This is a genomic window from Micromonospora sp. S-DT3-3-22, from assembly GCF_015354745.1.
In the GTDB taxonomy this organism is placed as follows: Bacteria; Actinomycetota; Actinomycetes; order Mycobacteriales; family Micromonosporaceae; genus Micromonospora; species Micromonospora wenchangensis.
The window spans coordinates 35,296-55,169 of sequence record NZ_JACGMO010000038.1 but is presented as its reverse complement, the minus strand read 5'-3'; the positions used below and the strand labels follow the sequence as shown (position 1 = coordinate 55,169).

Below are 19,874 nucleotides of genomic sequence, written 5' to 3'. Positions count from 1 at the left end.
GCCCCGTCGACCTGGCCTGGGCGGCGCTGGCCGGCCTCACCTGCGGGGCCGCCGCGACCGCATGGGCCGTCATCGCCCAGGGCGTGGCCCCCACGCCCCGCTGGGCGGGACGGCTCGGCGTCGGCCTGTCCGCCGCCGGGGCGACGATCGCGGTGCTGGTGGTGCTCGGGCACGCCGCCGGATGGTCCCTCCCGCTGCCACCGGTGCCGCTCACCCCCGTCGTCGGCCTGGTGCTGCTGCCGGTCGCGATGGCGTCGACCGCCAGCGCGTACCGGCGGCTGCCCCGGGTGGACCGGGCGGCGCTGACCACCGGGGCGCAGTTCGCCAACGCCGCCACCACCGCCGCCGTGCTGCTGGACCCGTCGCTGCTCGCCGCGCTGGTGGAGAGCCGCCGGTGGCGCGCGGTCGGCCTGGTACGCGGCCGACCTTTCCGGGCCGGCGGCCGGTTCGCGGTGCTGCTCCAGGCGGAGGTACGCCGGTTGTCGCGCCGTCGGGGCGCCCTCGTCGGCTGGGCCGGGGCGCTGCTGACCATGTACGCCGTCGCGGTGGCGCTGCCGTCGATCGCGGGTCCCGCGCACCTGGTCCTGGCGTACCTGTCGACCGGTCGGCTCACCGGCGGGCTGCGCGCGGTGAGCCGGTCGGCGGGCCTGCGGCGGTCCCTCGGCGGCAACGACACCCTGCTGCGGCTGACGCACCTCGTCGTGCCGGGTGTCGGTGCCACCGTGTGGTACCTGGCCACCCTGCCGGCGCTGCGGCCGGTCCCCGTCCCGCTCGACGCGGTGCTGCTGCTCGGGGTCGTGACGGCCGCCTTCTGGGGCGGCACCCGCCCACCCATGCGGTACGGCGGGGCGATGGTCAACACTCCGTTCGCGATGGTGCCCGTCGACCTGGTCCGTCAGGTGCTGCGCGGCCCGGACCTGGTCGCCGTGCTGGTCGTCGTCCAACTGCTCGGGGGGTGACGGCGGCGGCCGGACACTCAGCGGGCCGGCAGGCAGACCTTCCCGGTGAACGCCGGGTCGGGTTGCCGGTTGCCCGCCCAGGCCGGGTTCGCCGCGATCGGCAGCGGCGGCGCCTGCCAGGCGGCGGCGAAGCTCTGCAACAGCGGGTACTCGGCCCGGGTGTGGGCGATCGGCTTGCCGAGCAGGAAGTCCATCAACCGGTCCTGGAGCAGCCTGCGGTCCAGCAGACCCCCGTGCACCCCGGGGATCTGGAAGACCGGGATCCGGCTGTACTCCCCCGGCGGTGCCTCGGTCGCCGTCGCGGTGGGCAGGAAGGCGACGATCCGGACCCCCGGCACGGGACACATCAGCTGGTTGCGGTAGAACGGCGCGTCGTCGAGCAGCGACCGGATGAACGGCTCGTCCGGGCCGCCGCCGACGTCGGCGAGACCGAAGATGGCCCGCAGTTGCCAGCCGGTGACCACCCCCCACCCCTCGTCGTGGTGCGGGGGCGGGTAGTAGGCCCGGCCGGCGTAGATCAACGGGCTGAACATGACGAGGATGTCGACCGCCGGGTCGCGTTGCCGGGCGAGATAGGTGCGGGCCACCATCGCCCCCTCGCTCTCCCCGATCAACGCCACCTGCCGTCCGGTGCGCCGGTGCAGCAGCTCCACCTGCCGGGCGAGCAGGGCCACGCTGTCCGCCATCGACCGGGTGGTGTCCGCCGACCGGTACGCCAGCGGCTTCCCGGCGGGGTCGAGCCCCCGGTAGGAGAAGCGCTGCACCCGGGGGTCGGACGGCTGCTCACCGTCGTAGTCCGAGCCGTAGCCGGTGAGCACGATCACCGCGTGGGTGACCGCGGCGGGCAGCGGTCGTTCCAGCACCGCCGTCCTGATCCACTGTTCGTTGCCCGGGACCAGGTCGGTCACCGGCGGGATGACCAGCGGCACGGCGACGGCCAGCAGCGCCGCCAGCGGGGTCACCGGCACCCGGGCCCAGCGCACCCGCGAGGGCAGCAGCGCCGCCCGCACGGTCCGGTTCCACAGCACCCCGTTGAGGGCCCCCGCCACGCCGGCCACCGGCACCGTCCACCAGCCGGGCACCACCCAGCACAGCGCGCCGGCCACGGTCAGCACCACGAAGTTCAGCAGTGACCAGCCGACCAGCGAGATCGACGGCAGCCCCCGCCACCAGTGCTCCACCACGGCCACCCGTTGCAGGAACGGTGCGAGCAGGAACATCGGCAGCAGCGACGCCAGCAGCACCCAGGACAGGGCGACCACCGACGCCGCCACCGAGATCGCCGCCCAGGGCGCGACGAACCCGCCGACCAGCACGCCGAGCACGACGTTGCGGCGCAGCAGCCACCCCAGCGACGGCCGGGGCACCCCGGCCGGCCAGGCCAGCAGCACCAGGCCGGTGGTGAACAGGCCCCGGGCGACCAGCACGTAGGTCAGCCAGAGCACGAACTCCCACCACGACCGGTGGTAGACGTAGAGCCACCGCAGGTCGTGGTAGGTGTCGTACGGCCACAGGGCGGTGACCTGCGGGGGGATGCCCTCGGCGGCCCGGAATCCGAGGGCGACCAGCACGGTGGCCTCGATCATCGGCACCAGGCCGGTCACCAGCAGCAGCCCGACGAACCTTCGATTCAAGATCACCCCGTTCCGCCGTACCGTGCGCGATCGCGTCTCTCGCAGGCTCCACCGGAACGAGGGCCGGCGTCGGCGAAACCGGCACATTGCCCCGGTTCGACCGACGCCGGTGTGTTCCCGTCGGCGGCGACGACGACGCGACCGCGTCGCCTGGACGGGCCCGGGCGGCGCGGCGGACGGCGGCCGGCCCGGGGTGCCCCGGACCGGCCCCGTCGCGGATCACTGGACCAGGCAGGTGCCCCCGTTGAACTGGAACGCGGCCGGACGCGGGTTGCTCGCGCCGGAGGTGCCCTGGACGCCGAAGCTGACCGTGCCGCTCTGCGGCACGCTGCCGTTCCACGCGGCGTTACGGGCGGTCACGGCGGCGCCGGACTGGGTGACCTGCGCGTTCCAGGCGTTGGTGATCCGCTGGTCGGCGGCGAAGGACCAGGTCAACGTCCAACTGGTGACCGGGAACCCCAGGTTGGTGATCGACACCTCGGCGGTGAACCCACCGCTCCACTGGTTGGGCTGCCAGACGACCCGGCACGAGACGGGCGGCAGGGTGGTGGGCGGAGGCGTGGTCGGCGGCGTGGTGGTGGGCGGAGGCGTGGTGGTGGGCGGCGGGGTCGTCGGCGAGGGGGTGGTGTCCCTCGGCGGGAAACGCAGGATGCGGTCGTCGGTCGCCGCCGGGGTGCCCCGCCCGTCCCGGTTGCTGGTGGTGACCCAGAGCCAGCCGTCCGGCCCGTACTCGACGGTGCGCAGGCGGCCGTACGCGCCGGTCAGCTCGGCCGTCGGGGTGCCGACCCCGCCGGTGCCGGTGAGCGGCACGGTCCACAGCCGGGTGCCGCGCAGGGCGGCGACGAAGAGCCGGTTGCCGGCGACCGCCGCGCCGCTCGGGGACGCCTCCGCGGTCGTCCAGACCAGCAGCGGGTCCCGGAACCGGGGGTCGTTGGCCCGCCCCTCGACCGTGGGCCAGCCGTAGTTGCCGCCGGGCACGATGAGGTTGACCTCGTCCCAGGTGTTCTGCCCGAACTCGGCGGCGTAGAGCCGACCCTGGGCGTCCCAGGTCAGGCCCTGTACGTTGCGGTGCCCGAGGCTGTAGACCAGGGAGCCGGCCGTCGGGTTGTCCGACGGCGCGGACCCGTCCGGCCGCATCCGGAGGATCTTGCCGTTGCGGCTCTGCGGGTTCTGCGCGTTGGCGGTCTGCCCCGCGTCACCGACGCCGGCGTAGAGCATCCCGTCCGGGCCGAAGGCGATCCGGCCGCCGTTGTGGATGGTGGACCGGGCCAGGCCGGTGAGGACCGGCTCCTGGGTCTGCGGCGCGGTGAGCCGGAAGCGGACGATCCGGTTGTCGGTGGCGGTGGTGAGGTAGACGTAGACGTAGCCGTCCTGGGCGTACCCCGGGGAGACCGCGAGGCCGAGCAGGCCGCCCTCGCCGGTCGCGGTCACGCCGGAGATCTGGGCCACCTGCTCCGGGGCCTGCCCGGGGCGGACCCGCAGCACCTGGCCGGAGTTGCGCAGCGCCGTCAGGGCGCTGCCGTCGGGCAGGAAGTCCATCCCCCAGGGGACGGTCAGGCCGGTGGCCACGACCTGCGGACGGGTGAAGTCGAAGTCGCCGAGGGCCAGGGTCGTGGCGGCCGGGGCCGGGCCGGCCGGCGCGGCCCCGGCGAGCGTCGCGGTGCCGACGCCGGTGGCCGCGAGCCCCGCCGCAACCGCTGCCGCCACCATCGAACGGACTCTCACGTCGGGCACCTCCAGAACAGTAAGTGACTTGCGTCAATATAGCCCGACCTCGGTGAAAGCCGCAGCGGTGGACGAAACCGACGCCTGCCGGCGGGTCCCCCGCCGACCGGCGCGGCGGGCCTGTCGGGGGCGGCGGTTAGCATCCGCCGGTGACCCTCACCCCTGACGAGCTGACCGGCTACGTCGAACGTGACCTCGACGCCGATCTCGCCCGCTGGTTCGCCGACCGTCCACCGGTCGTCGTGCCCGCCTCGACCCGGCCGGTGACGCCGATGCTCGACCGGCTGCCGCCCCCGGCCGCCTCGGCGTTGGCGGCGTTCGACCGCCGCGTCCGGTCCGGGCGGATGCCCCAGTTCCTCGACATCCACGACTGGTCCTACGGCTTCGACTTCGCCGGGAACGACTGCCAGCTCCTCGACGCCGACTACCGGCCGACGCTCACCGACGACGACGTCTACTCGATCGGCGCCGACGGTGGCGGCAACCTGCACGTGGTCCTCGTCACCGGGCAGGTCGGCCTCTGGTTCCACGAGGAGGAGGTCGTCGAGGGCGGCACCCGCTTCGACACCCTCGACGTCTTCCTCTGGTCGGTCGTGCGCTACCACGCGGTGCGGGCGGGCCGCCTGGAGCGGGCCGCCGTCGAGGCCGACTTCCGGTCGTTGGGCCAGGACGGCGCCCTGAGCCCGGAGGTCGGGCTGCTGAGCACGATGGCCTGACACGACACCCCGACCCGGACACCCCCGATCCGTGGTCCCCGCCCCGGGCCGGGGTGCCGGGCCGTCGCGCTAGCCGGCCCGGCCGGCGTCGCCGGACTGGGCCCACTCCTTGGCCAGCAGCTGGTAGGACCGCACCCGGTCGGCGTGGTCGTGGGTGATCGTGGTGACCAGCAGTTCGTCGGCGTCGGTGACGTCCCGCAGGGTGCGCAGCCGCTCGGCCACCGTCTCCGGCGCGCCGACGAACCGGGTTTCCAGCCGGTCGGCGACGAGTTCCCGGTCGGCGTCGGTCCACGGCAGGGCGGCGGCCTGCCCGGGGCTCGGGTACGGGATCGCGCCCGCACCGCTGCGGATGCTGCGTACCCAGTGCCCGTACGGGCTGGCCAGCCGACGCGCCTCGGCGTCGGTGTCGGCGACCACCACGTCGGCGGAGACCACCAGGTACGGCTTCGCCAGCGTCGCCGACGGCCGGAACGCCGCCCGGTACGCGGTGACCGCGTCGAGCACCGTCGCGGGGCTGACGTGGTAGTTGGCGGCGAACGGCAGGCCCCGTGCCCCGGCGAGCCGGGCGCTCTCCCCGCCGCTGCTGCCCAGCAGCCACACCTGCAGGTCCGCCCCCTCCCCCGGCACGGCGTGCGCGTCGAGGCCGTCGGCGTCCCGGTAGTCGCCGCGCAGCAGCGCGAGGATGTCGTCGAGCTGCCCGGCGAACCCGGGTGGTCGCGCGCCGGCCTGGTGCAGCAGCGCGGTGGCCAGGGCGTACCGGGGGGCGGCGGCGAGGTGGGCGTAGGAGAACGGGGCGGGGATCAGCAGCCCGTCGACCACCCGGGCCCCGGCCGGCGGCGCGGCGGGTGCGGCGGGTTCCCGGGCGGCGTCCGCGCGGGGTGGTCCGGACCGGCCGATGCCGAGGTCGATGCGGCCCGGGTGGAGGGTGGCGAGGGTGCCGAACTCCTCCACCACCGACAGGGCGGTGCGGTGCCCCACCAGCAGCGCGCCGGAGCCGACCCGCAGCACGCTGGTGGCCGCGGCGACCTGCCCGATCAGCACGGCCGGCGCGGAGCTGGCCACCCCGGCGGCCAGGTGGTGTTCGGCCACCCAGTAGCGGCGGTAGCCGAACTGCTCGACCCGGCGGGCCAGGTCGACGGTGTGCCGCAGCGCGTCGGCGACGGTGCCACCGGCGGGCACCGGGGACAGGTCGAGCACGGACAGCGCGGTCGATGGCATGGGTGACCCCGTTTCTGCTCAGAGCGGCGCGGCGGCGGACGCCGGCGGACGGAAGGGACGGCTGGGGATCTCCCGGCGCAGCACCGGCGCCACCTCGGCCTGGAACAGCTCCAGGCTCCGCCGGTGGGCCTCGGCGGTCAGGCCGTCCTGGTCGGCCCGCAGGTGCATCACCTCGTGGCCGAGCTGCCCGTGCTGGCGCAGCACCTTGTCGACGATCTGCTGCGGGCTGCCCACCAGTAGGGAGCTGCGGGCCACGGCGTCCTCGATGGTGGGGAAGACCGGCTCCACGCCGGGCTGGCGGGACGCGGCGACCCGGGCGTCGAAGATCGGCCGGTACGTCTCGACCGCCTCCTGCGAGGTGCGGGCGGCGTAGAAGCCGGCGGTGCCGGCCCCGACGAGGGCGTCCGCCGGATCGTGGCCGTGGTGCACCCACCGTTGCCGGTAGTACCGGACCAGCTCCGCGTACGGCTCGATCGGATTGACGACGTTGGCGGAGAAGATCGGGTCGCCGTGGCGGGCGGCCAGGTCGACCGATTCCCGGCTGGTGGCGCTGCCGTGCCAGATCCGGATGGTCTCCTGCAACGGGCGGGGCCAGGCCTCGGCCTCGGTCAACGCCGGCCGGTACCGGCCCGACCAGGTGACCCGGTCCTCCCGCCAGAGCCGGCGGAACAGCTCGTAGCCCTCCCGGCTGCGGTCCCACTGGTCCTCGGCGGTGACGCCGAAGAGCCGGGCCTGGGCGGCACCGTTGCCCTTGCCGATGATCAGTTCCAGCCGGCCGTCGGAGAGGTGGTCGAGGGTGGCGTAGTCCTCGTAGGCGCGGACCGGGTCGAGCAGGCTCAGCGTGGTGACCGCGGTGAACAGCCGGATGGTGCGGGTCCGGGCCGCGATGTGGCTGAGCACCACCGGCGGCGCGGAGGAGATGAACGGGCGTTCGTGGCGTTCGCCGACGCCGAAGCCGTCGAAGCCGAGTTCCTCGGCGAGCACGGCGGTGTCGACCACCTCCCGGAACCGTTCGGTGGTGCTCCGCCGTCGCCCGGTGACCGGGTCGGGCAGGTGGGTGATCAGGGTGACCAGCAGGACCTTCATGCCGGGACCGGGGTCTTCCGCCGGGTGCCGGGCTGGATCACCAGCGCGAAGCAGCGGGAGTAGGGCAACGTGTCGTACGGCGGGAAGACCGCGATCGGCCGGTAGCCGGCGCGTTCGTAGCGGCGGACCGCGTCGGGCTGCCGGTCGCCGGTCTGGAGCACGATCCGACCCGCGCCGAGCTGCCCGGCCGCCTCCCGGGCGGCGTCCAGGAGCTGGTCGGCGACGCCCCGCCCCCGGTGGGTGGGCGCCACGTACATCCGTTTGAGTTCCAGGTCGCAGCCGTGCCAGCGCAACGCGGCGTGCCCGACCGGGGTGGCGTCGGCGGTGTAGGCCACCCCCGTCCAGGCCACCGAACCCGGCGGGAACACCCGGGCCGGGGGCAGGTGGATCGGGTCGTACGGGCGGTCGGCGTAGCGCTGGCGCAGTTCCCCGGTCATCGCCGCCCGCAGGGTCACCGCGTCCGGGTCGTCCGGGCGTAGCCGGCAGACGGTGACCGGCGTCGACGCCTGCGGGGTGGTCATGCCGCACCGACCGGGGTGACCGCCCGGGCGGCCCGCAGGCCGAGATGTTCCCGCAGGGTGGTGCCGGTGTACTCGGTGCGGAACACGCCACGGTCCTGGAGCAGCGGGACGACCCGGTCGACGAACTCGTCGAGCCCGCCCGGGGTCAGGTGCGGCACCAGGATGAACCCGTCGGCGGCGGCGGACTGCACGAAGTGGTTCATCCGCTCGGCGACCCGCTGCGGGGTGCCGATGAAGGACTGCCGGCCGGTGACCTCGATGATCAGGTCGCGGATGCCGAGGCCCTTCTCCTGCGCCAGGGCCCGCCACTGCCGGGCGGTGCCGACCGGGTCCGGGTACATGCCGGCCCGGCCCCGGCTGATCGCCTCGGCGGAGACGTCGGGGTCCTCGGCCGGCAGCGGGCCCTCCGGGTCGTACCCGGACAGGTCCCGGTTCCACAGCTGCTCCAGCAGCAGGATCGCGGTCTGCGGGCTGACCTGCTGGCGGCGGATGTGGTGGGCGCGTTCCTGCGCCTCGGCGTCGGTGTCGCCGAGCACGAAGGTCACCCCCGGGATGATCTTCAGGTCGTCGGGGGCACGGCCGTGCCGGGCCAGCCGGGCCTTCACGTCCCGGTAGAACTCCCGACCGGCCTCCAGGGTGCCGTGCCGGGAGAAGATCGCGTCGGCGCTGGACGCGGCGAACTCCCGGCCGTCGGGCGAGTCACCGGCCTGGAGGATCACCGGGTGCAGTTGCGGGCTGCGGGGCACGGTGAAGTGCCCGGCGATGTCGAACTGCCCGCCGTGGTGGGCGAAGGCCCCCGGGTCGGCCCCGCGGACGTACCGGCCGTCGGCACGGTCACCGACGATCGCGTCCGCCGGCCACGACTCCCACAACCGCCGGGCGACCCGGACGAACTCGGCGGCCCGCTCGTAGCGCAGCGACCGGTCGAGGTAGCCGCCCCGGCGGAAGTTCTCCCCGGTGAACGCGTCGGAGGTGGTCACCACGTTCCAGGCGGCCCGACCGCCGCTGAGGTGGTCCAGGGTGGCCAACTGCCGGGCCAGTTCGTACGGCTCCCGGAAGGTGGTGTTCAGGGTGCCGGCCAGCCCCAGGTGGGTGGTGACGGCGGCGAGCGCGGCCAGCACGGTGAGGGTGTCCGGCCGGCCCACCACGTCCAGGTCGTGGATCCGGCCGCGCTGTTCCCGCAACCGCAGCCCCTCGGCCAGGAAGAGGAAGTCGAACCGGCCGCGTTCGGCGGTGCGGGCCAGGTGGACGAAGGAGGCGAAGTCGATGTGGCTGCCGGAGGCCGGATCGCTCCACACGGTGGTGTTGTTCACGCCGGGGAAGTGCGCGGCCAGGATGATCTGCTTGGGCATGGGGTTCTCCCGGGGGGTCAGCGGGGGCCCGCGACGGCGTACCGGTTGGCCGGCCGGGGCAGGCCGAGCAGGTCGCGTAGCGTGCCACCGGGGTAGCCGGCGCGGAACAGGCCCCGGTCCCGCAGCGCGGGCACCACCGACCGGGTGATCCTGGTCAGGTCGTCGGGCAGCACGGCGGGGCGCAGCCGGAACCCGTCCACACCGGCCCGTTGCCACGCGGCGAGCAGGTCGACGAGTTGCGCGGGGCTGCCGGTGAAGGTGGCCGCGTCGGAGGTGTGCCCCGTCCCGTGCAGTTCGTCCAGCCGGTCCCGTCGCCGCCGGGCCGCCTCCGGGGTGTCGTCGACCAGCACCTCCAGGTCGGCGAGGACCCGCAGGGGCGGTCCACCCCGGCCGACGGTCTCCTCGACGGCCCGGACCTCGGTGACGACGGCTTCGGCGTGCCCGGTGTCGGTGGGGGTGACGAAGACGACGTCGGCGTGCCGGGCGGCGAACTCGTACGGCACCGTCGCGTGGGCCAGCACGGCGACCACCGGCTGCCCCTGGGGTGGCCGGGGCACGATCGACGGTCCCTTGACCGAGAACCACCGGCCGGTGAAGTCGGTGTAGTGCAGCCGGTCCCGGTCGACGAACCGCCCGGTGGAGGCGTCCCGGATCTCCGCGTCGTCCTGCCAGCTGTCCCAGAGTCGGCGGACCACCTCGACGGCGTCGGCGGCCTCGGCGAACAGGTCACCGACGAGTCGTGCCCGCTGCGGTTCGGCCGGTCGGGTCGGGTCCGGCGGGGGCAGGTCCCGGCGGCCGAAGTGCCCGGCCTCGGCGCGGCGGGCGGAGATCCGGGGTCGCCAGCCGGCCCGGCCGCCGCTGACGTGGTCGAGGGTGGCCACCGCGGTCGAGACGTGGAACGGCTCGGTGTGGGTGACGCTGGTGGTCGGGACCAGGCCGATGTGCCGGGTCAGCGGGGCGACCCGGGCGGCGACCAGCAGCGCGTCGAGCCGGCCCCGGACCTGGTCGACCCGGCCGTCCGGCCCGTCGGGCAGGGACGACTGGAGGTCCAGCGAGTCCTCGATGGTGACCAGGTCCAGGGCGGCCTGTTCGGCCTGGCCGACCAGGGCGGCCCACCAGCGGGGGAACAGCGGTGCCGCCGGGTCGGCGTGGGACAGTCGCCAGGCGGCGGGATGCCAGCCGAGGCCGTCGAGGGCGACGGCCAGGTGCAGGGTCGGATCGGGCATGGGTTCTCCTCCTCGGTCAGCCGGCGGTGACCAGCGTGGGCAGCGCGTCGAGCAGGGACCGGGTGTGGTCGTGCCGGGGGTAGCTGAAGACGTCGCCGACCGGGCCCTGCTCGACCACCGCGCCGTCGTGCAGCACCAGCACCCGGTCGGCGAGGTGGTGCACCACGCCCAGGTCGTGGGAGATGAACAGCAGGGCGGTGCCGTCGGCGGCCCGCAGGTCGGCCAGCAGGTCGAGGACCTGGGCCTGGACGGAGACGTCGAGGGCGGAGACCGGCTCGTCGCAGATGATCAGGCTGGGTCGGGGGGCGACGGCACGGGCGATGGCGACCCGTTGCCGTTGCCCGCCGGACAGCGACCGGGGGTGCCGGTCGAGCAGGTCCGGGCCGAGGCCCACCCGGCGCAGCAGGGCGACCACCCGGTCGGTGCGCTCCGGTCCCGGATCGAGGTTCTCGGCGACCAGCCGGCCGACGGTGTACCGGGGGTCGAAGGAGCCCAGCGGGTCCTGGGAGATCACCTGCAACCGGCGGCGCAGCGGGCGGCGGGTCCGCTCCGGCACCCCGGACCACCGGGTCGACTCGAAGGTGACGGTGCCGGCATCGGGGGCGAGCAGGCCGGCGACGAGCCGGGCGACCGTGCTCTTGCCGGAGCCGGACTCCCCCACCAGCCCCAGCGTCTCGCCCCGGGCCACGCTGAACGAGACGTCCCGGACGACGGTGTGCGGGCCGTAGCGTCGGGTCAGGCCGGCCGCGTCGAGCACGGTGTCGTCCGCCCGCACGGCGGGCCGCGCCGGCAGCGGGGTCCGCCCCAGCACCGGCACCGCGCAGCCGTCGCGCAACCGGGCCGGTTCGCCGAGTCGACGTCCGCGCGACGAGGCCGACGGCACCGCGGCGAGCAACTGCCGGGTGTACGGGTGCCGGGGCGCCTGCAACAGCCGGCCGGTCGGCCCCTCTTCGACGATCCGGCCGTCCCGCATCACCAGGACCCGGTCGGCCACCTGGGCGACCACCGCCAGGTCGTGACTGATCAGCAGCAGCCCGACCCCGGTGGCCCGGCGTTCGGCGAGCAGCCGCAGGATCTGCGCCTGCACGGTGACGTCCAGCGCGGTGGTCGGCTCGTCGGCGACGAGCAGGGCGGGTTCCCCGGCGATCGCGGAGGCGATCAGCGCCCGTTGCCGCAGGCCGCCGGAGAGCTGGTGCGGATACTGCCGGGCCCGCCGTCCCGGTTCGGGCACGTGCACCTGGTCGAGCAGGTGGGTGACCCGGCCGCCGCGTTCCCGTCGGCCGACGATGTCGTGCGCGGCGAGCACCTCGCCGATCTCCGCGCCGACGGTGCGTAGCGGGTCGAGGGAGACCAGGGCGTCCTGCACCACCAGCCCGGCGAGCCGGCCCCGCACCCGTCGCCAGTCCCGTGGCCGGTAGCCCCGCACGTCCCGGCCGGCGAGGTCGAGCCGGCCGGCGCGGACCCGGGCGTCGACGCCCGCCAGGCCGACCAGGGCACGGGCGGTGACGCTCTTGCCCGATCCGGACTCCCCGACGATCGCGACGCACTCGCCGGCCCCGACGGTGAAGCCGACGCCCCTCACCGCCGCCACCGGGCCGGTGGGGGTGTCGAAGGTGACGTGCAGGTCCTCGACGGCGAGCAGCGGGCCCATCAGGGACGCCGCCCGTCGAAGCGGGCCTGCCAGTGCCGGCCGACGACGGTCAGCGCGACCACCGTCGCGGTGACCGCCGCACCGGGCAGCACCGTCATCCACCAGGCCACCTGGAGGTAGTTGCGCCCCTCGGAGAGCATCGCGCCCCACTCCGGTGACGGCGGTTGCGGCCCGAGGCCGAGGAAGCTGAGCCCGGCGGCGGCCAGCACCGCCTCGCCGAGCCCGATCACGGCGAGGACCGGCACCGGGCCGACCACGTTGGGCAGCACGTGCCGCAGCACCAGTCGGGGCCGGGACAGGCCGAAGCTGACCGCCTGTTCGACGTAGCCGGCCCGGCGGACCAGCAGGGTCTGCCCGCGTACCACCCGGGCGTGGTGCGGGAGGGTGGCGATGCCGATGGCGACGACCAGGCTGGCGGTGCCGGGACCGGCGACCGTGATGAACAGCAACGCCAGCAGCAGCAGGGGGAACGCCGACAGCGCGTCGAAGGACCGGCTGAGCGCCTCGTCGGCGAACCGGTGGGTAAGCCCGGCGAGCAGCCCGAGCAGCACCCCGCCGGTGACCGCGATCGCGGTAGCGGCGAGGCCGATGGTCAGCGAGTGCCCCGCGCCGTGCACGACCCGGGTCCACACGTCCCGACCGAGTTGGTCGGTGCCGAACCAGTGTGCCGCGTCGGGTGCGGCGAGCACGGCGCGCGGGTCGGCGGCGAGCGGGTCGCCGGGGGCCGGCAGCGCCGGGAGGACCGCCGCGACGACCAGCAGGACGAGGTACGCCCCGGCGACGAGCAGGCCGGGTCGTGGCCGGGACCGGCGGCGGGCCGGGGCGGGCGGGTCGGTGGCGAGCGGGACCGCCGCGACGGCGGTGGCCGTGGGCCCCAGGGTGACGGTCATCGTCAGCTCCTTCGCAGGCGCGGGTCGACGAGCAGGTAGGTCAGGTCGGCGGCGGTGTTGACCACTACGTAGACGGCGGCGGAGAGCGTCACCACGGCCAGCACCACCGGCATGTCCTTGCTGGTCACCGCGCTCAGGGTGACCTGACCGAGGCCGGGTCGGCCGAACACCTGCTCGACGATGACCGCGCCGCCGAGCAGGATGCCGAACAGCCAGCCGGCGAGGGTGACCGCCGGCAGCAGGGCGTGCCGCAGGGCGTGGCGCAGCAGCACCGTCCGTTCCCGTGTGCCCCGGGCGCGGGCGGTCAGTACGAACGGCTCGTCCAGCGCCCGGTCCAGGCCGTCGCGGAGCACCTGGGCGAGCAGGCCGGCGATGGGCAGGGCGAGGGTGACCGCCGGCAGCACCAGGGCGGTGGGCCCCTGGTCGCCGGCGACGGGGAACAGCCCGTACCGGAAGGACAGCACGCTGAGCAGCACGATGCCGATCAGGAACGGCGGGGTGGAGACCAGCAGCAGCTCGGCTGCGGAGCTGACCCGGCGCGGCCAGCGCCGGCGACGGCCGGCGGTGCCGACCGCCGCCACCACGGCCAGCAGCACCCCGAGGCCGGCGGCGGCGACGGCGAGCGTCGCGGTGGGGGCGAGCTGCTCGCCGATGACCTCGGCGACCGGGCGTTGCAGCAGGTAGGAGCGGCCCAGGTCACCGCCGGCCAACCGCCGCAGGTAGTCGAGGTACTGCACGACCGGCGGCCGGTCCAGGCCCCACTCGGTGATGATCTGGGCCCGGATCTGCGGGGTGTCCGCGCCGTCGCCCACGATGCTGTCCACGGTGTTCCCGGGCGCGGCCAGCAGCGCCAGGTAGGCGGCGGTGGCGGCGGCCCACAACACGACGAGTCCGGCGGCGACCCGACGGGCCGCCGCCCGCAGCAGGATCATCGTGCGATCCACAGGTCGTACGCGCTGGCCGGCACCCCGGCGGTGGGCTCGAAACGTACGCCGCCGACGGCGGTGCTGGCGGCGATCTGGTCGGCCGGGGCGTAGAGCGGCAGCGCGAGCGCCTGGGTGGCCACGACCCGCTGTTGCAGCTGGGCGTAGCTGTCGGCGCGTCGGGCGGGGTCGGTGGCGGCCTGCCCGGCCTCCAGGAGCCGGTCCAGTTGCGGGTCGGCGACCCGGGTGCGGTTGATGCCGCCTCCGGAGTGCAGCAGCAGGTTCAACGCCGCCGCGGCGTCGGTGTCGGCGCGGGAGTTGTCGAAGACCTCGTACTCGTTGCGGTCGAACGCCTGCTGGGCGGTGCCCTGGTCGACCACGGAGACCTTCAGGTCGATACCGGCGTTCTGTTTCACCGCCGCCTGCACGGCCTGGGCGAGCACGTCACGGCGGTCCCGCACGTACGGGGCGGCCTGCACCAGCCGTACGGTGAGCCGCCGGCCGTCGCGGGTGCGGTAGCCGTCGGCGTCGCGGGTGGTCCAACCGGCCTGGTCGAGCAGGCGGTTCGCCGTGGCGGTGTCACCGCCGTAGCTGCCCTCCAGCCGCTTGTCGTAGAGCGGGCTGGACGGGCTGACCACGCTCCACGCCCGGGTCGCGGTGTCCCGGTAGACCGAGGCCAGCACGGTGTCGACGTCGACCGCCTCCCGGAACGCCTGCCGGACCCGCAGGTCGTCGAAGGGGGCGTGGGAGACGTTGAGGTAGTAGGCGTAGGCGGAGCCGGAGTTCAGCGCGCGGGTCAGCCGCAGGCGGGGGTTGCCGGTGATCAGCGGCTGGTCGGTGGCGGGCACGCCCTCGATGAGCTGCACCTGGTTGGCGGTGAGGGCGCCGACCCGGACGGCGGATTCCTTGAGGAACCGGTAGGTGATCTCGTCGAGGTGGGCCGGGCCGGTGTGGGTGGCGGTGGGCGGGGCCCAGTCGTAGCCGGGGTTGCGCCGGTAGTGCAGTTCCCGGCCGGGGACGTAGCGGTCGAGCACGAACGGTCCGGTGCCGACGACGTCGACGCCGCCGGCCTTGAGGTTCCTGGCTTCCCGCAGCGATCTCGGGGACACCTGGGCGCCCTGCGGGGAGGCGAGGAAGTCGAGGATGAGCACGTCGGGGGCGGTCAGGGTGAGTCGTACGGTGTGCGGGTCGACGACCTCGACGGCCTTGAGGTGGCGCAGTTGCACGGCGGCGACGGCGGGGGCGTACCCGGGTTCGCGGAGCTTGTCGAGGTTGGCCTTGACGGCGGCGGCGTCGAACGGGGTGCCGTCGGTGAACGTCACTCCGGCGCGCAGCGGGAGGGTGTAGGTCAGGCCGTCGGGTGTGGTCTGCCAGCCGGTCGCCAGCCAGGGCACCAGCGCGCCCCGCGTGTCGTAGGTGAGCAGCGACTCGAAGCTGTTCCAGACCAGCAGGCGGGCCTTGGCCTGGCTGTACTGGTGCGGGTTGAGGGTGATCGGTTCGGTCTCGACGGCCCAGGTGAGCGCGCCGCCGGGGCGGGGTTGCCCGGCGGCCTCGACGGCCGGGGCGGTGGCGGTGGCGCAGCCGGCGGCGAGGGCGAGCACGGCGGCGACGGCGAGGGTCCGCAGCGGGCGGACGGGCATGACGGATTCTCCTGTCCAGGCAGGCGATCGGGTACGCCGACACCCGGCCGGGCGTGGGGCGCGGGCCGGTGCGGTGTCGGGGAGGGTGCGGCGGTCGGCTCGGCGGTGAGCCCCACCTCGACGGGCCGATGGGGCGCGTCGGGTCCGGGTGTGGGTGCCGGGTCAGGCCAGACAGGAACTCGACCACACGCGACCGAAGTCGATGTGGCCGCGGATCGTCAGCCGCAGCTCGCTGGACATGGGTCGAGTCCACCTCCGGGGTGCCGGTGGTGTCAACGGAACGCGCGACGGATGTCGGCTATCGCACCGATGGATGCCGATCCGTTGACGCAATACCTACTAATACTATAGGGTTTGCAGGAATTGCGTCTGTCAGGCGGCGGGCCGCCGGGCCGCACCCTCCGGGCCACCGGACAGCCCGGCGTAGCGGCCCCGGTGGTAGAGCAACGGCGACCCCACGTCGGCCTGCTGGACCAGTTCCGGTTCGGCGAGCACGATCGCGTGGTCGCCCACGGGCACCCGTTCGACCACCCGGCAGAGCAGCCAGGCCAGGGTGTCGTCGAGGATCGGCACCCCCTCCGGCCCGGTCCGCCACCGGGTCGGCGCGGCGAACCGGTCGATGCCGCTGGTCGCGAAGGTACGCGCCAGGTCCTGCTGGTGGTGGGCGAGCAGGTGCACCGCCACGTGCCGGCTCCGGGCCACCGTGGGCCAGCTCGACGCCCCGAGGTTCAGGCAGAACGAGACGATCGGCGGGGCCAGCGACACCGAGGTGAACGAGGTGGCGGTGAAACCGACGGCCGGGGCGCCGGGGGCGGTGACCACCACGACGGTGCTGGCCTGGTGGCGCAGCAGCGTACGCAGGGTGTCGGCGTCGGCCTCGACCGGCGGTGGACGATGGTCGGACTCGGTCATCGGACGGCCTCCCGCACGGGGGTCGAAGGGTCACGGCGGCACGGCGGACGCCGCGCGGGCGTAAGGAATCCTGCCTGCCGGCGGCGACGACGGCCGGCGCTGCGGTGCGGCGACCGCAGCCGGTCAGGCGGCGGGGGACGGCCGGGGACACCGCTGGGTGGCGACCCGCATCAGGTCGACGACCCGGCGGGAGGTGAACAGCCGGACGAGCAGCACCGGACCAGTTTCCTATCGAATCGATAGGATTTCAAGCCCCCACCCGGCGCCGGCCCCTCCCCCGCTGACCGACGGGTCAGGCGGACCGGCCGGCACCGGACGGGCCCGGCGACCGTCACCGGCGCAGGGTGAGGGTGACCGCGCCGGTGGCCGCGCCCGACGGGTCCACCACGACGGTGTAGTCGCCGGTGGCCGGCAGGACGGTCGCGCCGATGCCACCGCTGCCGCCGACCACACAGCCGGCGGCCACCGTCGCGCCGTCGGCGTCGCGCAGGGTCAACGGGGAGCACTGGTCGGGCAGGGTGGCGTCGCCGGCCGTCACGGTCACCGACGTGCCGGCCGTGCCGGTGAACCGGTAGCTGAGCACCGCGCCGGGCCGGTCGACGGTGGCGACGACCGGCGGGCCGTCGACGGTGATCGCGCCGACCCGGTCACCGGTGACGAACAGCCGCAGCGCCACGGTGCCGACGGTACGGTCCACCGGGTCCACCAGCACGGTGTACGTCCCGTCGGCGGGCAGCAGCGTGCCGTCGACCTCGCCGACGCCGCCGACGACACAGCCGCCGTCGAGCTGTCGCCCGTCCGGGTCGAGCAGTTCCAGCGGTGAACACTGGTCGGGCAGGGTGCTCTGCGGCACCTCGACGAAGACCCGCTGGCCGGCCGAACCGGTGAACCGGTACCGGGCCCGGCTGCCCGGCACGTCGAGCGTCGCGGTGACCGCCGGGGCGTCCGGTCGCAGGGTGCCGGTGCTGTCCCGGGCCGCGTAGACCCGCACGGTGGCCCGACCGGTGCCGGCGGTGGCGTCGACCACCACCGCGTACCGGCCGTCGCGGGTGAGGTCGGTGCGGTCGATGTGGCCGAGACCGCCGACGGTGCAGCCGCTGGCCACCTCCGTCCCGGTCGGGTCGAGCAGCCGCAACGGGGAGCATCCGTCGGCCAGGCCGGGCGCGCCGACGTCGACGAACACGGCGTCGCCGGCCCGGGCGGGGAAGGTCAGCGCGGCACCACCCGGGGTCAGCGACCCGGTGGCGAGCGGGGTCGCGGCGATCGGCGCGGCGGCCGGCAGCGCGACCCGCTCGGTGCCGACGCCACTGACCGCGAACTCGGGACGGCCGGTCACCCCGACGTCGAGGACACACTCGGCGAGCTGCCGGGCGTCGGTGATGCCGGCCCACCGGCACACCTGCTCGGCACGGGCCCGCCGGGCCGGGTCGAGGTCGTCGACGGTCACCGCCCGGTCCGGGAACGTCCGGTCGGTGAACGAGCCGGTGTCCTGCCCGTCGGCGTAACTGAACAGGGAGGCGTCCCCGGTGACCCGCCAACCGTCGGCGTAGGACGGGTAGAGCTGCTCGAACGGCACGGGTTGGCGCAGGGCCGCCCCGGCGGGGGCGGCGACGTCGTCGGCCGGGTCACCGTCGAAGTCGCCGAGCAGTCCGCGTACCTTCCCGGCCCGGCCCGGGGCGAGCTTCACCAGCACCCGGTAGCCGTACGGGCCGATCGGGTCGACGGCGGCGGCGGAGCCGTCGGGCCAACGCAGGTCGTAGCCGTCGGCGGCGCCGGTGTCGGAGTCGCGGCGGGTGAGCCCGGCCCCACCGGGCAGCTCCGTCCCGCCCGGCGGCACGACCCGGGCCGCGCCGTCGACGCGGACCTCGGTGCTGCCGTCGACCAGGGTGAGGGCGACCCGGTGCGCGCCGATCCCGAAGCCGACGGCGGAGTTCACCGACACCGTCCGCGAGTCACCCATCGGCGTCTGCCGGACCTGCACCGCCAACGGGTCGCCGGAGGTGGACGCGACCAGCACGAACTCGCCGACGGCCTGGAAGTCGTAGTAGTGCCGGTCGAAGGTGACCAGGTGCGGGTCACCGTTGGTGCCGCCGCAGTCGCCCCCGTCCTCGCAGAGTTTCACCGGCCCCTTGGGTGGCGGGGTCTTCTTCGTGGGCTTCTTGCACTCGTCCAGGCTCTTCGGCAGGGTCTTGCCGTCGTACTCGGTGCGCGGCGGCAGGCCCTTGGCGGCCCGGTACCGGTTCTCGGCCAGGGTCGCCTTGACCTCGGCGGTCCTGATCCCGGTGCCCCCGCACGCGCCCTGCGGCACGGCGTCGCGGGAGATGTCGTCGGAGTGGTTCAGCTCGTGGTACAGCGCCGCGCACGGGTCCCGGGCGACCCCGTCGCCGTACGGCTCGACCGAGGTCGGGTTCCAGGTCACCGTCGAGGAACCCTTGCCGTCCTTGCTGTCCGGGGTCTCGAACGAGCCCGATCCGCCGGGGGTGGGGATGATCCGCACCCGGGGGGTCTTGGCGTCCCTGAGCCGGGGCAGGATGCCCGCCGGGTCGCCGCCGGCAGCCGCGAACCCCTGGAGGCAGCCGTCGACGGCGGCCTGGAAGTCGACGCCGCTGACCGGCACCCCGGCGCTCGGGTCGACCTGGTAGTCGGCCCGGGCTGGCCGGGCGCCCCCGCCGACGACCGCCCCGACGGCGACGAGCAGCAGCGCCACGGCGGCGACCGGGCGACGGCGGGCCCGCCGCAGGAGCAGCAGTGCCAGCCCGCCGACCACGACCACCAGCAGCACCGCCCCGCCGAGCAGCCAGCGCCACCATCCCCGCCCGGCGGTGTCGCCGCCGACGGTGAAGCCGGTGGTCCGCAACGCCGTCACGCCCGTACACGGGGTGTCGAGACCGGTCACCGGCAGCGCCGTCCAACTCGCCGTCACCTGATAGCTGCCGGGTGACCCGACCGGCCAGAGGGTGTCCAACCCGCCGCCGTCCGGGGTCGCCGTCACCGACCGCAGCACCACGGCGTCGTCGCCGCCGCCGTCGTGCACCCGGACGCTGACCAGTGGCACGGTCACGCTCCGCCCCGGTGCCAGGGTGACCGTGCCGGCGGTGGCGGCGGCGCCGATGCCGTCGCCGTAGAAGCTGCGACCCAGGGCCGGGGTCAGCTCCTGCCCGTCCCGGCGGACCGAGGTCACCTGCACGGTGCCGTCGGCCACGGTGGCCAGCGTGCAGGCCGCCTGCGTCCTGTTGGTGACCGCGAGCGTCAACCGGACCGCCTCGCCCGGGGCGTACCGGGGCGTGCTGGTCCGCAGGTCCAGCCCGAGGCCCCCGGCGGGCGGCGCGGCGGAGGCCGGCACCGGCCCCGCCGCCAGCACCGCCACGAGGACGGCGCACCCGCCGACGAGTCGCACGATCAGCGTCATGCGCGGCACTCT

15 protein-coding genes and 1 pseudogene are annotated in these 19,874 nt (G+C 75.0%); 2 read left to right on the top strand and 14 right to left on the bottom strand.

Features of this window, described 5'->3' with window-relative positions; genetic code table 11:
* Positions 1-959: DUF6297 family protein (locus H1A17_RS13775; RefSeq protein WP_228543499.1), on the top strand; the 959-nt coding region annotated here is incomplete at its 5' end.
* 17 nt (positions 960-976) lie between these two features.
* Here H1A17_RS13775 and H1A17_RS13770 read toward each other — a convergent pair.
* The 3 genes and pseudogenes from H1A17_RS13770 to H1A17_RS13765 form a co-directional block, all read right to left on the bottom strand.
* Complete coding sequence (locus H1A17_RS13770; RefSeq protein WP_145920278.1) at positions 977-2,680, bottom strand: hypothetical protein; 1,704 nt, start codon at positions 2,678-2,680, stop codon at positions 977-979.
* 132 nt (positions 2,681-2,812) lie between these two features.
* A complete protein-coding gene (locus tag H1A17_RS35820) occupies positions 2,813-3,136 on the bottom strand; it encodes a cellulose binding domain-containing protein (protein ID WP_228543508.1) in 324 nt (107 codons plus the stop codon).
* Positions 3,137-3,235: 99 nt separating this feature from the next.
* A pseudogene (locus H1A17_RS13765) lies at positions 3,236-4,303 on the bottom strand (PQQ-dependent sugar dehydrogenase); the annotation flags it as partial.
* A gap of 164 nt (positions 4,304-4,467) precedes the next feature.
* Between H1A17_RS13765 and H1A17_RS13760 the strand changes: the two are divergent.
* Positions 4,468-5,034 carry a hypothetical protein gene (locus tag H1A17_RS13760; RefSeq protein ID WP_194822024.1) on the top strand — a complete coding sequence of 189 codons (567 nt, stop codon included), beginning with the start codon at positions 4,468-4,470 and terminating at the stop codon, positions 5,032-5,034.
* Between the two features lie 69 nt (positions 5,035-5,103).
* Here H1A17_RS13760 and H1A17_RS13755 read toward each other — a convergent pair whose 3' ends face one another.
* The 11 genes from H1A17_RS13755 to H1A17_RS13705 form a co-directional block, all read right to left on the bottom strand.
* On the bottom strand, positions 5,104-6,252 hold the full coding sequence (locus tag H1A17_RS13755; RefSeq protein WP_145920280.1) for an LLM class flavin-dependent oxidoreductase: 1,149 nt from the start codon (positions 6,250-6,252) through the stop codon (positions 5,104-5,106).
* Positions 6,253-6,270: 18 nt separating this feature from the next.
* Positions 6,271-7,338, bottom strand: a complete 1,068-nt coding sequence (locus H1A17_RS13750; protein WP_194822023.1) for an LLM class flavin-dependent oxidoreductase — start codon at positions 7,336-7,338, stop codon at positions 6,271-6,273.
* Positions 7,335-7,859 (bottom strand): GNAT family N-acetyltransferase, encoded by a 525-nt coding sequence (locus H1A17_RS13745; protein ID WP_145920282.1) that lies wholly within the window; start codon positions 7,857-7,859, stop codon positions 7,335-7,337. Before H1A17_RS13745 ends, H1A17_RS13750 begins: the two co-directional genes overlap by 4 nt.
* Positions 7,856-9,211, bottom strand: coding sequence for an NtaA/DmoA family FMN-dependent monooxygenase (locus H1A17_RS13740; RefSeq protein WP_145920283.1), 1,356 nt, complete (start codon positions 9,209-9,211; stop codon positions 7,856-7,858). Before H1A17_RS13740 ends, H1A17_RS13745 begins: the two co-directional genes overlap by 4 nt.
* 17 nt (positions 9,212-9,228) lie before the next feature.
* The gene (locus tag H1A17_RS13735) at positions 9,229-10,437 is read right to left on the bottom strand and encodes an LLM class flavin-dependent oxidoreductase (RefSeq protein WP_194822022.1); all 1,209 of its coding nucleotides are present in this window, start codon (positions 10,435-10,437) and stop codon (positions 9,229-9,231) included.
* A 16-nt stretch (positions 10,438-10,453) separates the two neighbouring features.
* The gene (locus H1A17_RS13730) at positions 10,454-12,088 is read right to left on the bottom strand and encodes an ABC transporter ATP-binding protein (protein ID WP_194822021.1); all 1,635 of its coding nucleotides are present in this window, start codon (positions 12,086-12,088) and stop codon (positions 10,454-10,456) included.
* Positions 12,088-12,978: an ABC transporter permease gene (locus tag H1A17_RS13725; protein WP_145920286.1), complete on the bottom strand. Its 891-nt coding sequence runs from the start codon at positions 12,976-12,978 to the stop codon at positions 12,088-12,090. The genes H1A17_RS13730 and H1A17_RS13725 overlap by 1 nt, the downstream gene beginning before the upstream one ends.
* A gap of 2 nt (positions 12,979-12,980) precedes the next feature.
* Positions 12,981-13,910 carry an ABC transporter permease gene (locus tag H1A17_RS13720; RefSeq protein ID WP_145920287.1) on the bottom strand — a complete coding sequence of 310 codons (930 nt, stop codon included), beginning with the start codon at positions 13,908-13,910 and terminating at the stop codon, positions 12,981-12,983.
* Positions 13,907-15,541, bottom strand: coding sequence for an ABC transporter substrate-binding protein (locus H1A17_RS13715; protein WP_194822020.1), 1,635 nt, complete (start codon positions 15,539-15,541; stop codon positions 13,907-13,909). The genes H1A17_RS13720 and H1A17_RS13715 overlap by 4 nt, the downstream gene beginning before the upstream one ends.
* 372 nt (positions 15,542-15,913) lie before the next feature.
* Complete coding sequence (locus tag H1A17_RS13710) at positions 15,914-16,453, bottom strand: flavin reductase family protein (RefSeq protein ID WP_145920289.1); 540 nt, start codon at positions 16,451-16,453, stop codon at positions 15,914-15,916.
* 331 nt (positions 16,454-16,784) lie between these two features.
* Complete coding sequence (locus H1A17_RS13705; protein WP_194822019.1) at positions 16,785-19,862, bottom strand: VWD domain-containing protein; 3,078 nt, start codon at positions 19,860-19,862, stop codon at positions 16,785-16,787.
* Between the last annotated feature and the right edge of the window lie 12 nt (positions 19,863-19,874).

What these genes read in the sequence shown, in the direction of transcription:
- H1A17_RS13770 (WP_145920278.1), bottom strand. Translation starts at nt 2,680, where the DNA reads ATGTGCCGGTTTCGCCGACGCCGGCCCTCGTTCCGGTGGAGCCTGCGA.
- H1A17_RS13755 (WP_145920280.1), bottom strand. Translation starts at nt 6,252, where the DNA reads ATGCCATCGACCGCGCTGTCCGTGCTCGACCTGTCCCCGGTGCCCGCC.
- H1A17_RS13750 (WP_194822023.1), bottom strand. Translation starts at nt 7,338, where the DNA reads ATGAAGGTCCTGCTGGTCACCCTGATCACCCACCTGCCCGACCCGGTC.
- H1A17_RS13745 (WP_145920282.1), bottom strand. Translation starts at nt 7,859, where the DNA reads ATGACCACCCCGCAGGCGTCGACGCCGGTCACCGTCTGCCGGCTACGC.
- H1A17_RS13740 (WP_145920283.1), bottom strand. Translation starts at nt 9,211, where the DNA reads ATGCCCAAGCAGATCATCCTGGCCGCGCACTTCCCCGGCGTGAACAAC.
- H1A17_RS13735 (WP_194822022.1), bottom strand. Translation starts at nt 10,437, where the DNA reads ATGCCCGATCCGACCCTGCACCTGGCCGTCGCCCTCGACGGCCTCGGC.
- H1A17_RS13730 (WP_194822021.1), bottom strand. Translation starts at nt 12,088, where the DNA reads ATGGGCCCGCTGCTCGCCGTCGAGGACCTGCACGTCACCTTCGACACC.
- H1A17_RS13725 (WP_145920286.1), bottom strand. Translation starts at nt 12,978, where the DNA reads ATGACCGTCACCCTGGGGCCCACGGCCACCGCCGTCGCGGCGGTCCCG.
- H1A17_RS13720 (WP_145920287.1), bottom strand. Translation starts at nt 13,910, where the DNA reads ATGATCCTGCTGCGGGCGGCGGCCCGTCGGGTCGCCGCCGGACTCGTC.
- H1A17_RS13715 (WP_194822020.1), bottom strand. Translation starts at nt 15,541, where the DNA reads ATGCCCGTCCGCCCGCTGCGGACCCTCGCCGTCGCCGCCGTGCTCGCC.
- H1A17_RS13710 (WP_145920289.1), bottom strand. Translation starts at nt 16,453, where the DNA reads ATGACCGAGTCCGACCATCGTCCACCGCCGGTCGAGGCCGACGCCGAC.
- H1A17_RS13705 (WP_194822019.1), bottom strand. Translation starts at nt 19,862, where the DNA reads ATGACGCTGATCGTGCGACTCGTCGGCGGGTGCGCCGTCCTCGTGGCG.